The following is a 13,782-nucleotide window of genomic DNA, read 5'->3' on the forward strand; positions in this document are numbered from 1 at the left end:
ACAGTGAGAAGAGGCAAAAAAGCCCCGAGTGCAGAGTTACGCACTCGGGGCTTTGTTTTGCGTGGCGCTGTTTCAGAACAGGAAATAACGCTGCGCCATCGGCAAGGTTTCAGCAGGTTCACACCACAGTAAAACCCCATCGGCCTTGACCTGATAAGTCTGTGGGTCGACGTCGATGTTCGGTAGGTAATCGTTGTGGATCAGGTCGGTTTTCTGCACCTCGCGGCAACCTTTGACCACGGCGATTTTCTTCTTCAAACCCAGGGCTTCGGGAAGCCCGGCCTCCTGCGCCGCCTGGCTGATGAAGGTCAGGCTGGTGGCATGCAACGAACCACCGTAGCTGGCAAACATCGGACGGTAATGCACCGGTTGCGGGGTCGGAATCGACGCGTTGGCGTCGCCCATCAGGCTGGCCGCGATGGCGCCGCCCTTGAGGATCAGCGTCGGTTTAACTCCGAAAAACGCCGGGCGCCAGAGCACCAGGTCGGCCCATTTACCGACTTCGACCGAGCCCACTTCATGGCTGATGCCGTGGGTGATTGCGGGGTTGATCGTGTACTTGGCGATGTAGCGTTTGGCGCGGAAGTTGTCGTTGCCTTCACCGTCGCCGGGTAGTGCGCCGCGCTGTTTTTTCATCTTGTCGGCGGTCTGCCAGGTGCGGGTGATGACTTCGCCAACGCGGCCCATGGCCTGGCTGTCGGAGCTGATCATCGAGAACGCCCCGAGGTCGTGGAGGATGTCTTCGGCGGCGATGGTTTCGCGGCGGATGCGGCTTTCGGCGAAGGCTACGTCTTCGGCAATGCTTGGGTCCAGGTGATGGCAGACCATCAGCATGTCGAGGTGTTCGTCGATGGTGTTGCGGGTGAACGGCCGGGTCGGGTTGGTGGAACTCGGCAGCACGTTGGCAAAGCCGCAGGCCTTGATGATATCCGGGGCATGCCCGCCGCCCGCACCTTCGGTGTGATAGGTGTGGATGGTGCGGCCCTTGAAGGCGGCGAGGGTGGTTTCGACGAAGCCCGATTCGTTGAGGGTGTCGGTGTGGATCGCCACTTGTACATCGTACTGGTCGGCGACGTTCAGGCAGTTGTCGATGCTGGCCGGGGTAGTGCCCCAGTCTTCGTGCAACTTGAGGCCGATGGCGCCGGCCTTGACCTGCTCGATCAGCGGCTCTGGCAGGCTGGCATTGCCCTTGCCGGTGAGGCCGATGTTCATCGGGAATGCATCAGCCGCCTGAAGCATCCGCGCCAGGTGCCACGGCCCGGACGTGCAGGTGGTGGCGTTGGTCCCGGTGGCCGGGCCGGTACCGCCGCCGATCATGGTGGTGACGCCGCTCATCAATGCTTCCTCGATCTGCTGCGGGCAGATGAAATGGATGTGCGTGTCGATGCCGCCCGCGGTGAGGATCATGCCTTCACCGGCGATCACTTCGGTGCTGGCGCCGATGGCAATGGTGACGTTCGGCTGGATGTCCGGGTTGCCGGCCTTGCCGATGGCGGCGATGCGCCCGTCCTTGAGGCCGACGTCGGCTTTGACGATACCCCAATGGTCGATGATCAACGCGTTGGTGATCAGCGTATCAACGACCTCTGCGGCGAGTAATTGGCTTTGACCCTGGCCATCGCGGATGACTTTACCGCCGCCGAATTTCACTTCTTCGCCGTAGGTGGTGAAGTCTTTCTCGACCTCGATCCACAGCTCGGTGTCGGCCAGGCGGACCTTGTCACCGACGGTGGGGCCGAACATGTCGGCGTAGGCCTGACGGGAAATCTTCATTCGTTCGCCTTGAGATTCAATTGAATTTGAGACCGCTCGCATAGCTCGCGATGGGGCCAGAGCCGGCACTGCATTACTTACAGGTCGCCCATGATCCTGCCGGCAAACCCGAACACCCGGCGATGCCCGGCCAGGTCTACCAACTCGACCTCGCGACTCTGTCCCGGCTCGAAGCGCACGGCGGTGCCGGCGGGGATGTTCAGGCGCATGCCGCGGCTAGCGGTGCGGTCGAACCTCAGCGCATCGTTGGTTTCGAAGAAGTGGTAATGCGAGCCGACCTGGATCGGGCGGTCGCCGCTGTTGGCCACTTTCAGGCTGAGGGTGCGGCGGCCAACGTTGAGTTCGATGTCGCCGGGCTGGATCTGGTATTCACCCGGAATCATCAATGAGCTCCTTGGAGAATCTTGTAGTAGAGGGCGGTCGGCTTGTAGCGGCCGCTCGGGTCGCAGGCATAGTCGGGAAGTTCACCTGCGCGGGTGTAACCCAGCGCCTTGTAGAAGTCTTCGGCGGGAGAGCCGGCCTCGGTGTCGAGGTAGAGCATGCCGCGCTTGTGCTGGAGGGCGGCCTGTTCCAGAGCGCTCATCAACTGTTGGCCCAAACCTCGGCGACGAGCATGTTCACGCACCAGCAGTTTTTGCACTTCGGCGCGGTTCAGGCCATTGGCTTTCTGGCACAGGGTCAGTTGCACGCTGGCCTGCACTTGCTCGTCCTTGACCACCACCCACAGCAGCACGTTGCCCTTGTTCAGGTTCTCCTGGACATCATCGAAATAGGCTCGGGCCTGGGTAGCGTCCAGATTGGCCATGAACCCGACGCTGGCGCCATAGCCGACGGCGTCGAGCAGCAGATCAATCAAACCCTGACGATAGTGCGCAAAGCTTTCAACATTGACGCGGCGCAGTTGGGCGGCGTTCATGGGCAATTACTCCTTGTTGGCGGTCGGCGGTTCCGCGCCAGGATTAAGGGTCAGTTGCATAAAGGTCAGGTCCAGCCAGCGACCGAACTTGGTGCCCACCTGGGGCATCTGGCCGGTCGTCACGAAACCGGCTCGTTCATGCAGGCGAATAGAAGCGGCGTTACCGCTTTCGATGGCGGCGACCATCACATGTTTGTCGCAGCCTTTGGCGCGCTCGATCAACGCGGTCATCAATTGCGGGCCGAGACCATTGCCACGCTGGTCGCTGCGCACGTAAACCGAGTGCTCGACGGTATGGCGGAACCCGTCGAACGGCCGCCAGTCACCGAATGAAGCGTAGCCCAGCACCGTGTTGTCGCCGTCGACGATCACCAGAATCGGGTAGCCCTGGGATTGCCGGGCGCTGAACCAGGCCTGGCGGTTACCCAAATCCACGGCCTGTTCGTTCCAGATGGCCGTGGTGTTGAGCACGGCGTCGTTGTAGATGTCGCGGATCGCCGGCAAGTCGGCATGCGCTGCATCGCGGATGTGGTAAGTCATGGCGCGGCCTCAGGCGATCGGTTGGTGGACGGTGACCAGTTTGGTGCCGTCGGGAAATGTCGCTTCGACCTGGATCTCCGGAATCATTTCCGGGATGCCTTCCATCACTTGTTCGCGACTGAGCAGGGTGGTGCCGAAGTGCATCAACTCAGCCACGGTCCGGCCGTCACGGGCGCCTTCAAGCAGCGCGGCGGAAATGTAGGCCATGGCTTCCGGGTAGTTGAGTTTGACGCCGCGCGCCAAACGCCGCTCGGCCACGAGGCCAGCGGTGAAGATCAGCAGCTTGTCTTTTTCGCGTGGGGTCAGGTCCATCGTTTGGAATCCATTGTTGGCAGAATGAAAATCTAATGTCTTGGTTCAGGTGGCCCATATTCGCGGCGGGACGGCTTCACGGCCGAATAGTGCCGGGCGCAGTAACCGCCACAAATCATTCAACCAGCCTCGGGCCAACAGCGCTTCACTGGCAAGGCATCGCGCCACCAACAGCCCTGGCAACTGGGTCAAATCCCCGCGTACGTCATTAGGCAGCGAGCGACAGGTTTCCAGCAGTTCACTGTTGATCTCCCCAGTCACCAACAACGTCGCAAACACCGGTTGCCCATCCAGCCCAATCGGCGAATCAAGCAAACCATCACCGCCGACAATGCGCTGGCGTTCATGCCAGAGCAACTGGCCGTCGCGACGGATGTCCAGCTGCGCCTGAAAATGCCCGAGGTCGAAACGCTCGCCGCTGGCCGGGCGACCCAGCGCCACCACATCCCAGTAAAACAACCGCGCATCGCCTTCCAGATCAATCGAGGTGCTGAGCTCCGCCTGGGCGTCGCTGAAGATAATCGTCTCTTGTGGCAACCATTCCAGTGTCGCGCCGGCGGCTACTTTCAAGTCGAGCTTCTGATAAGCGGGCCCCGCCGCGCGATACCACTTGGCCGCGCCGGGGCTGGTGATTTGCGCCCAGGCATCGCGGCCGACACTGGCCGAGATATCCAGCCGATCACCCCCGGCAATCCCGCCCGGCGGGTGCACGATGATGTGCTGGCAAACCTCCGGCCCTTCGGCATACAGGTGCTTCTGCACCCGTAGCGGGCCTTTGTGCCGGCGCTGTATCGGGCGCGTACTGTCGCCGAATCGGGCGTAGCCGAGTTCCAGCTCGGCGTGCCAGCTCGGGGTAAACAGGGCAGTGGGAACAGGTAAATTCATGGCTTCTAATTATCGTCGGGACGCTACAGATTAGATCGTAGCCTTATATCGTAACCAAGCCGCGTACACCCTCGGCTTCCATATTTTCTCCGCGACCCTGTTGCACGATTTCGCCCCGGGACATCACCAGGTACTGATCGGCCAGTTCGGCGGCGAAATCGTAGAACTGCTCTACCAGCAGAATTGCCATGTCGCCACGGGCTGCGAGCTTCTTTATCACCGCGCCGATTTCCTTGATCACCGATGGCTGGATGCCTTCGGTGGGCTCGTCGAGAATCAGTAAGCGTGGACGGCTGGCCAACGCTCGGCCGATCGCCAATTGCTGCTGTTGGCCACCGGACAAGTCGCCGCCGCGGCGCTGTTTCATTTGCAGCAGCACCGGGAACAGCTCGTAGATGAACGCCGGGACTTCCTTGGCTTCAGAGCCGGGAAATCTCGACAGGCCCATTAGCAGGTTTTCTTCCACGCTCAGTCGACCGAAAATTTCCCGACCCTGAGGTACGTAAGCGATCCCGGCGTGAACCCGCTGGTGTGGCTTGAACGCGGTGATCGTTTTACCTTCCCAGTTCACCGCGCCTTCTTTTGCCGGCAGCAAACCCATCAGGCACTTGAGCAGGGTGGTCTTGCCGACGCCGTTACGGCCGAGGAGGCAGGTGACTTCGCCGACCTTCACCTCGAACGTCAGGCCGCGCAGGATGTGGCTACCGCCGTAATACTGGTGCAGCTTGTCGACTTGCAGCATGTTCAAATTCTCCTCAGTCCCCTGTGGGAGCGGGCTTGCTCGCGAAGGCGGACTCACATTCAACATATGAGTTGACTGACACACCGCTTTCGCGAGCAAGCCCGCTCCCACATAGAGCAGTCCTCAACTGGCCTTAGCGGCCGAGATAAACCTCGATCACACGCTCGTTGTCCTGCACCTGCTCCAGCGACCCTTCGGCCAGCACGCTGCCCTGGTGCAACACGGTGACGTGATCGGCGATGGAGCCGACGAAGCCCATGTCGTGTTCCACCACCATCAGCGAATGCTTGCCCGCCAGGCTCTTGAACAGTTCGGCGGTGAATTCGGTTTCGGCGTCGGTCATGCCCGCCACCGGCTCGTCGAGCAACAAGAGTTGCGGGTCCTGCATCAGCAACATGCCGATTTCCAGAAACTGCTTCTGACCGTGGGACAACAACCCCGCGGGGCGATTGACCGACGTGGTCAGGCGAATGGTGTCCAGCACCTCGCTGATGCGATCTTTCTGCTCGCCACTGAGGCGCGCCCGCAGGCTGGCCCACACCGATTTGTCGGTTTTCTGCGCCAGCTCCAGATTTTCAAAAACGCTCAAGGCTTCGAACACCGTCGGCTTCTGGAACTTGCGACCGATGCCGGCCTGGGCGATTTGCACTTCGCTCATCTGCGTCAGGTCGAGGGTTTCACCGAACCAGGCCTTGCCGTGACTGGGCCGGGTCTTGCCGGTGATCACGTCCATCAGCGTGGTCTTGCCCGCGCCGTTGGGGCCGATGATGCAGCGCAATTCGCCGACGCCGATGTACAGGTTCAGATCGTTCAGCGCCTTGAAGCCATCGAAGCTGACGCTGATGTCTTCCAGGGTCAGGATCGTGCCATGGCGAGTGTTCAGGCCGGGGCCGACGCGGTGGCCGAGGCCGATGGCGTCACGGCTGCTGCCTGCGTCTCTGTTGGGTTCCAGTGGTGGAAAAAACGCCGGTTCAAGCATGAATTCAGCCGTTGCTGTCACTCTCATTGTTCACCCCTTTTTTTCAGCAGACCAATCGCGCCTTTGGGCAGGTACAAGGTCACGACGATGAACAACGCGCCGAGGAAGAACAGCCAGTACTCCGGGAAAGCCACGGTAAACCAGCTCTTCATGCCGTTGACCACGCCGGCACCGAGCAACGGACCGATCAGCGTGCCGCGACCACCCAGCGCCACCCAGACCGCAGCTTCAATGGAGTTGGTCGGTGACATTTCACTCGGGTTGATGATCCCGACTTGCGGCACGTACAGCGCACCGGCCAGACCGCACAACACCGCGCTCAGCACCCAGACAAACAGCTTGAAACCGCGTGGGTCGTAACCGCAGAACATCAGGCGGTTTTCCGCATCCCGCAGGGCGGTCAGCACCCGGCCGAACTTGCTTTGCGCCAGCCGCCAGCCGATGAACAGGCTTGCCACCAGCAACACCACGGTGGCAAAAAACAACACCGCGCGAGTGCCCGGTTCGGTGATGCCAAACCCGAGAATGGTGCGGAAGTTGGTGAAGCCGTTGTTGCCGCCAAACCCGGTTTCGTTGCGGAAGAACAGCAACATCCCGGCGAAGGTCAGGGCCTGGGTCATGATCGAGAAATACACGCCCTTGATCCGCGAGCGGAAGGCGAAGAAGCCGAACACCAGTGCCAGCAACCCCGGCGCCAACACCACCAGACACATCGACCAGAGGAAGCTGCTGGTGCCGGTCCAGTACCACGGTAATTCGGTCCACGACAGAAAGGTCATGAATGCCGGCAAGCCATCGCCCGAGGCTTGGCGCATCAGGTACATGCCCATCGCATAACCGCCGAGGGCAAAGAACAAACCGTGACCAAGGGACAACAGACCGGCGTATCCCCAGACCAGATCGAGGGCCAGCGCGACAATCGCGTAGCAAAGAATCTTGCCCACCAGCGTCAGGGTGTACGCTGAGACGTGCAACGTGCTGTCCGGTGACAACAACGACAGCAACGGCAATGCCAGCAGCAGAACGAGGATCACTGCGCCAACGGCAATCGTGACCTTGGGTCCGGCTTTTTGTGTTGCGGTAACGAGCAGGGGCTGGTTCATCAGTCGATCACCCGTCCTTTCAGTGCGAAGAGGCCTTGCGGACGTTTCTGGATGAACAGAATGATCAGCGCGAGGATCAGGATCTTGCCGAGTACGGCACCGATCTGCGGTTCGAGAATTTTGTTGGCGATGCCCAGGCCAAAGGCAGCCAGCACACTGCCGGCCAGTTGGCCGACGCCACCGAGCACCACCACCAGGAACGAGTCGATGATGTAGCTCTGACCGAGGTCCGGGCCGACGTTGCCGATCTGACTGAGGGCCACGCCACCAAGGCCAGCGATGCCTGAGCCGAGGCCGAAGGCGAGCATGTCCACGCGTCCGGTCGGCACGCCACAGCAGGCGGCCATGTTGCGGTTCTGGGTGACGGCGCGCACGTTCAAACCGAGGCGAGTCTTGTTCAGCAGCAGCCAGGTCAGCACCACCACAAACAGCGCGAAGGCGATGATCACGATGCGGTTGTACGGCAGCACCAGATTCGGCAGCACTTGAATCCCGCCCGACAACCACGCCGGGTTGGCCACTTCAACGTTCTGCGCACCGAACATCAATCGGACAAGCTGGATCAGCATGAGACTGATGCCCCACGTCGCGAGCAGGGTTTCCAGCGGGCGGCCGTAGAGGTGACGAATCACCGTGCGTTCCAGCGCCATGCCGATGGCGGCGGTGACGAAAAACGCCACCGGCAACGCGATCAGCGGATAGAACTCGATGGCTTGCGGGGCGAAGCGCTGGAACATCAGCTGCACCACGTACGTCGAGTACGCGCCGAGCATCAGCATCTCGCCATGCGCCATGTTGATCACGCCGAGCAGGCCGAAGGTGATCGCCAGACCGAGCGCTGCGAGCAGCAGGATTGAACCGAGGGACATGCCGCTGAAGGCTTGACCGAGGATCTCGCCGATCAGCAGTTTGCGTTTGACCTGAGCGAGGCTGGTTTCGGCAGCGGTGCGTACGCCGGCGTCGGCTTCGACACCGGGTTGCAGCAGGCTTTCGAGGCGGGTGCGAGCCAGTGGGTCGCCGGTTTCACCGAGCAGACGCACAGCAGCAAGGCGCACGGCCGGATCGGCGTCGACCAGTTGCAGATTGGCCAAGGCTAAACTCAGTGCGGAGTGGACGCTTTCATCTTTTTCGCCAGCCAGTTGCTGGTCGAGAAATTTCAACTGCGCCGGTTTGGCGCTTTTCTGCAATTGCTGCGCGGCGGCCAGACGGATGTTGGCGTCGGTGGCGAGCAATTGGTGGCTGGCCAGTGCGGTGTCGATCAGACCCCGCAGGCGGTTGTTCAGGCGCAGGGTTTTCGGTTGGCCGTCGACGGTCAACTCGCCTTGCTGCAGGGCGTTGATCAGCTCGATACGGGCCGGATCGGGCTGCGCGGCCCAGGCGTCCAGAAGCTTGGCTTGCTGCACGGGATTGGCCGCGACGAAGTCTTCGGCGTCGCTGGCAAAAGCAGCCATCGGTAAAAGCAATGCGATGACCAGGAAGAAGCGGTAAAGGGCGGTGGGCATATGTATGGCCTTGCGCGGACTAAATGTGGGAGCGGGCTTGCTCGCGAATGCGGTGTGTCAGTCACATTAATGTTGGATGTGCCGCCGTCTTCGCGAGCAAGCTCGCTCCCACAGGGATTTGTGTCGGGCCCGAGCTCCATACCCGGCCCCGACATCCAATGGCTTAGTTGCTCTTCACCGCATAATCCGGCTTCTTGTCGTTACCCGAGATAAACGGGCTCCACGGCTCGGCACGGATCGGCCCTTCGGTCTGCCACACCACATTGAACTGACCGTCCGCCTGGATCTCGCCGATCATCACTGGCTTGTGCAGGTGGTGGTTGGTCTTGTCCATGGTCAGGGTGTACCCGGACGGCGCGGCAAAGGTCTGGCCCGCGAGGGCTTCGCGGACTTTGTCGACGTCAGTGGACTTGGCTTTTTCAGCCGCTTGCGCCCACATGTGGATGCCCACGTACGTGGCTTCCATCGGGTCGTTGGTCACCGCTTTGTCGGCGCCCGGCAAGTTGTGTTTCTTGGCGTAGGCTTTCCAGTCGGCGACGAATTTCTTGTTCGCCGGATTCTCGACCGATTCAAAGTAGTTCCATGCCGCGAGGTTGCCCACCAGCGGTTTGGTGTCGATGCCGCGCAGTTCTTCTTCACCCACCGAGAACGCCACGACCGGAACGTCAGTGGCTTTCAAGCCCTGGTTGGCCAATTCTTTATAGAACGGCACATTGGAGTCGCCGTTGACAGTCGAGATGACGGCCGTCTTGCCACCGGCCGAGAATTTTTTGATGTTGGCCACGATGGTTTGGTAATCGCTGTGGCCGAACGGGGTGTAGACCTCTTCGATGTCCTTGTCCGCCACACCTTTGGAGTGCAGGAACGAGCGCAGGATTTTGTTGGTGGTGCGCGGGTAGACGTAGTCGGTGCCCAACAGGAAGTAACGCCTGGCGCTGCCGCCTTCTTCACTCATCAGGTATTCCACCGCCGGGATCGCCTGCTGGTTTGGCGCAGCACCTGTGTAGAACACGTTCGGCGACATCTCTTCGCCTTCGTATTGCACCGGATAGAACAGCAGGCCGTTGAGTTCTTCGAACACCGGCAACACCGATTTACGCGACACCGACGTCCAGCAACCGAAGACCACGGCCACCTTGTCCTGAGTCAGCAACTGACGACCTTTTTCAGCGAACAGCGGCCAGTTCGACGCCGGGTCCACGACCACCGGCTCCAGCATCTTGCCGTTCACGCCACCCTTGGCGTTGATCTCGTCGATGGTCATCAGCGCCATGTCTTTGAGCGACGTTTCGGAGATCGCCATGGTGCCGGACAACGAGTGCAGAATACCGACCTTGATGGTCTCGGCGGCCTGGAGGCTCCAGGTCATGCCCATCGCGGCAATGCTTGCCGAAAGTGTGAAAGCCTTGATCAAGCTGCGACGCTTCATTGTGCGATCTCCATGAACTTATGAATTTTCTTGGTTGGCAGATGCGGACTACTGAAGGGTCTTTAGCAAGGGCTGTGCCTAAGACCCGAAGTGCTTTGCCTGAGGGTGGAGAAAGCACGGCGGGTGAACTTGCTGCACCGTGAGCGGGCACAAAAAACGCAGGCGGGCATGGCGGTGCGCTCAAGTGGTGCCGAGCGCGGGAAGTAGTAACTATGTACCGCCTGCGGAATATTGTTCGGTGCGAGAGTGGGTCATTACTGATGACTTGACGGAGTTCTACTTCATGGATGAACAACCACAATCACCCGCCTCGATAAGGTCGGTACCAGCACTGACTGTACTGGACAGGGCATTTCTTTCGGCGGACGATGCCGCACGTTATGCCCATGAGCGGGTAGGTCGGCGCCGCGACCGCGAGTATTACGGCTACATCCTTCAGCGCAACGATCAACGATTTTTCATTACCGAACCGTCCGAGCAATCGAACAGCTCCAGCACGCATCACGATAGGGTTCCCGACAATCATGTCTTGCACAGTCGGTTTTATTCTCACCCTGCGCTTTCGACGCTAGACGCGCGCAAGGTAGCGGATCTGGAGTGGTCCATCGATGATGCTGCGACGAGTCTGTTGATGTTCAGCGTCAAGGAGTTGCGCAACATCCTCGCAAGCAACCTGCCGGCCTATCTGTCGGGATCCGAGGACAGTTTGATCGGCTTCACAGCCGACAGCTCGCGCTGGTTGACGCGTCTAAAACAGATAGGCACCGCAGAGGCACCCGGCAAGCTTGCCCTGGATCTTGAAAAGGGTACCGTCAAACCGGAGCAACTCGTTGTTGAGGCGGCGGCTGCCGGCGATTTGCAGGTCATCGTCAGCAACGGTCGCTGGCGGCCTCGAGGAAAAGTCACCGCAGAAATCGTCCCTGGCCCCTGGGAGCGGAGCGTGCCGGAGCGGGTGTCGTTTGGTGCGGTTTTCAAATCAGCCGATGAAGCGGCACTCGATCGTTATTCCAGGGACACGGGACAACATGACGAGGAACAGACCTGGTTCGGGTTCATCCTCAAACAAAAGGGCAAGCAAGAGTACATCGCCTCCGAGTTGGTCCCGGTCAGCGGGGTGAGAGACAAGCTTTACTCGTTGCGCAGCCTGTTCGGCATTTCCCCAACGACCAGGGAACATCTCTATCCCGAGTCATTCATCCCCCACTCCTATTTCTATTCGCGTCAAAGGGTCAAGCATGCACGGGACGCGCCCAGACGCTGGTTGGCGCAACACTTCATCGTACCCAGAGATCTCTGGGTCGTTGTTTACAACTCAAAAAGACGTCCAGTCATCGAAACGAACGCAAGCATTCCACTTTATGTTGCGACTCAGGACGGAGCCCTTCTGAGGTATGTCGCTCGCAAGGGCACCAGGCTGTTCGACAACGACGTCCCGAACATGGGCCTGGACGTGATTCAGAAAAACCTGGCCAGTGGAAAGCTGACCACGACCGATTTTGTCAGGGTGGTCGCCAACAGCGGTGTATTGCAGGTGATGCGCACCAGTCTGTGCTGGGACAGGAAAGGGCTGGTCGACACCTATTGGACGCCAAGCGTGTACCTGGAGCGTCGTGCGCTTGGCCCAGTCTTCCCTACGGCCGATGACGCCGCCGTGCATGCGCGCTCGCAAGTGCCCGAGGGCAACGCAAGGGCATTTGGCGGCCTGATCCTGAAACGCACTGACGGATTTTTTGTAGCGACCGATCCGGTCGATATTCCCCAGGAAGACTTCGACATCAAGTGGATTTTCCCGGATGAAGCGGTGACCACCGGCCAGTTTCCGGCGGGTTGCAATATCGTTGCGCGCTATCGCTCTCGGGGGCCGCGAGCGTTACCCGTCGTATTGTCGACGGTTGATAAAGAGCTCTACCTCAATATGCTGTCTGTCGATGTGGTTTACACGGCATTCACCCGTAAGGAACAACCGCTCGATGAGTACCTGTTTGCGCCTGACGGATCGATCATTCGTTATCGGGTCGGGGTGTGGGAGCGAATCCGCGCCGACCTGGCCGTAGCATTGAGTGCATCGGGTAAGCCGGGTCGTGACCTGGATGCTGCGTGGATCAAGGACCAGATCTATCAGGGCCTTTTGTCACCGACAGACTGGGTAAAAAAACTGGCGAAGTCCGGTTATCTGCAAGTCGTCTTGGGCAGCCGACTGTGGGGGCGCGCCCGTGCGGTGACAGAGTTTGTGCCATTTACCAGGTCGATTCGTACGAACGCTGCCAGGAATGCTGTGTCGGAGCCGGCTTACAGCCCGGTGCACATTCGAGAGCAGGATGCCGCGCGTTTCGCTCATGAGCAGGCCGGCAGTCGTGCGGCACTGAGTTTCGGATTCCTGCTCATGCATTCTCGCAATGGGTACTACGTGGCAACACTGCCCATCGAGGCGCTGAATTCATCGTTTTCTTATGGACGTGTCTTTCCCGACACATTGCCTTATCGCTACGTCACCAGTGGGATTTTCCTGTGCGCCACCAAAGCGCCGTCGGGTTTGACGGACGATGATTACCGGCACTTCTTTTCACCCATCGACGTGAGCCTGGCGCGTGCCGTTGTCCGCACCAACCATGGCTACCAGCCGATTTATTTCTCCTGCGCCGACGGTGCCTTGCTACGTTTCAAACTCCACGCCTTCGATCCGGCCAATACGCTGGACAAGTTTGGTCAGGTCGAGCTCAAGGACAATCCGTTTGCAACGCCTGCGCAGGCGCAGCATGACTGGAACGGTATCAGTCAGGGCCGATTCAGCCTGACCGGTTACATTCGAAACATGACGGCATTCGGGCAACTGGAAGTTCTGGTGACCAGTCCCTACTGGTCCTGTCCGGGCACAGTGGGCCAGGACTGGTCGCCCCGGATGCCTGCTGTTTCCGACGAGGAGCTATGGGCAAACAAACCCGTATTCCCCTTGGGGCCGGTGTTCCACCATCCCGACGATGCGGCTCGCCATACCCAGCTTCGCGCAGCGCGTGTCGGTGGGCAGTCCGTGTCGCTGGCCAGTGCGGTGCTGAGCAAACCCACGACCCATTCTTACGTCGGCCTGGAGCCGGTGGTGGATTCGCCTTCCTCCTATAAGGCGCACAATCGAATCTTCCGCACCGCGAGTGATCCATCGACCACCCCCAGGAATAAAGCGCCGCTGTTTCCAGACGGATACGCACTGACAGCTGGCTACGAACTCTCCCGGTCGACCACCATCCCCGCCGTCCCGCAAGAGGTGAACTATGCCACCGCAGGGTCGGTGTATGCGTACACCCATGTCTTGACGGCCAAAGGATTTAATATCGAGGCGTTCTACTACTCGACGCGACATGGGGCACTGCTCAAATACGTACCTGCTCACACCCAGGAAGAAGCACGGTTTTTACTCACGGGGCAGTTGCTTTCATCCGAAGACTTTGTGTACAGATTGGCAAATGTCAGCGTGCTGAAAGTGCTGAAGACGGCAGCGGACTGGAACCAGCCGGGGCGACTTGGACAAGACTGGAAGATCACACGGCAACAGGTGCCCGATGTATTCGATAGACCCACTCGGGATGAGCTGTAATTTCGATGTGAA

At 59.9% G+C, this 13,782-nt stretch carries 12 protein-coding genes; 1 reads left to right on the forward strand and 11 read right to left on the reverse strand.

The window, feature by feature from the left end; genetic code table 11:
- Positions 1 to 72 precede the first annotated feature (72 nt).
- The 11 genes from ureC to urtA form a co-directional block, all read right to left on the reverse strand.
- Positions 73 to 1,773, reverse strand: a complete 1,701-nt coding sequence (ureC, locus tag FQ187_RS15670; RefSeq protein ID WP_149630190.1) for an urease subunit alpha — start codon at positions 1,771 to 1,773, stop codon at positions 73 to 75.
- A 77-nt stretch (positions 1,774 to 1,850) separates the two neighbouring features.
- Positions 1,851 to 2,156, reverse strand: coding sequence for an urease subunit beta (locus tag FQ187_RS15675; RefSeq protein ID WP_149630191.1), 306 nt, complete (start codon positions 2,154 to 2,156; stop codon positions 1,851 to 1,853).
- Positions 2,156 to 2,689, reverse strand: a complete 534-nt coding sequence (locus FQ187_RS15680; protein ID WP_149630192.1) for a GNAT family N-acetyltransferase — start codon at positions 2,687 to 2,689, stop codon at positions 2,156 to 2,158. Before FQ187_RS15680 ends, FQ187_RS15675 begins: the two co-directional genes overlap by 1 nt.
- A 6-nt stretch (positions 2,690 to 2,695) precedes the next feature.
- On the reverse strand, positions 2,696 to 3,229 hold the full coding sequence (locus FQ187_RS15685) for a GNAT family N-acetyltransferase (RefSeq protein WP_111449219.1): 534 nt from the start codon (positions 3,227 to 3,229) through the stop codon (positions 2,696 to 2,698).
- Between the two features lie 9 nt (positions 3,230 to 3,238).
- On the reverse strand, positions 3,239 to 3,541 hold the full coding sequence (ureA, locus tag FQ187_RS15690) for an urease subunit gamma (protein ID WP_033055605.1): 303 nt from the start codon (positions 3,539 to 3,541) through the stop codon (positions 3,239 to 3,241).
- Positions 3,542 to 3,586: 45 nt separating this feature from the next.
- Positions 3,587 to 4,426 (reverse strand): urease accessory protein UreD, encoded by an 840-nt coding sequence (locus FQ187_RS15695; RefSeq protein ID WP_149630193.1) that lies wholly within the window; start codon positions 4,424 to 4,426, stop codon positions 3,587 to 3,589.
- 43 nt (positions 4,427 to 4,469) lie between these two features.
- Positions 4,470 to 5,168, reverse strand: coding sequence for an urea ABC transporter ATP-binding subunit UrtE (gene urtE / locus FQ187_RS15700; RefSeq protein ID WP_149630194.1), 699 nt, complete (start codon positions 5,166 to 5,168; stop codon positions 4,470 to 4,472).
- Positions 5,169 to 5,301: 133 nt separating this feature from the next.
- Positions 5,302 to 6,174: an urea ABC transporter ATP-binding protein UrtD gene (urtD, locus tag FQ187_RS15705; protein ID WP_149630195.1), complete on the reverse strand. Its 873-nt coding sequence runs from the start codon at positions 6,172 to 6,174 to the stop codon at positions 5,302 to 5,304.
- On the reverse strand, positions 6,171 to 7,250 hold the full coding sequence (gene urtC / locus FQ187_RS15710) for an urea ABC transporter permease subunit UrtC (protein WP_149630196.1): 1,080 nt from the start codon (positions 7,248 to 7,250) through the stop codon (positions 6,171 to 6,173). The genes urtD and urtC overlap by 4 nt, the downstream gene beginning before the upstream one ends.
- Positions 7,250 to 8,752 (reverse strand): urea ABC transporter permease subunit UrtB, encoded by a 1,503-nt coding sequence (gene urtB, locus FQ187_RS15715; RefSeq protein WP_149630197.1) that lies wholly within the window; start codon positions 8,750 to 8,752, stop codon positions 7,250 to 7,252. Before urtB ends, urtC begins: the two co-directional genes overlap by 1 nt.
- 163 nt (positions 8,753 to 8,915) lie before the next feature.
- Positions 8,916 to 10,181, reverse strand: coding sequence for an urea ABC transporter substrate-binding protein (urtA, locus tag FQ187_RS15720; protein WP_149630198.1), 1,266 nt, complete (start codon positions 10,179 to 10,181; stop codon positions 8,916 to 8,918).
- Between the two features lie 283 nt (positions 10,182 to 10,464).
- On the opposite strand from urtA, the gene FQ187_RS15725 reads away from it, so the two are divergent.
- Positions 10,465 to 13,770, forward strand: a complete 3,306-nt coding sequence (locus FQ187_RS15725) for a DUF4329 domain-containing protein (RefSeq protein WP_149630199.1) — start codon at positions 10,465 to 10,467, stop codon at positions 13,768 to 13,770.
- Positions 13,771 to 13,782: the final 12 nt, after the last annotated feature.

The organism is Pseudomonas sp. ANT_J28 (assembly GCF_008370005.1).
Classification (GTDB): Bacteria; Pseudomonadota; Gammaproteobacteria; order Pseudomonadales; family Pseudomonadaceae; genus Aquipseudomonas; species Aquipseudomonas frigoris.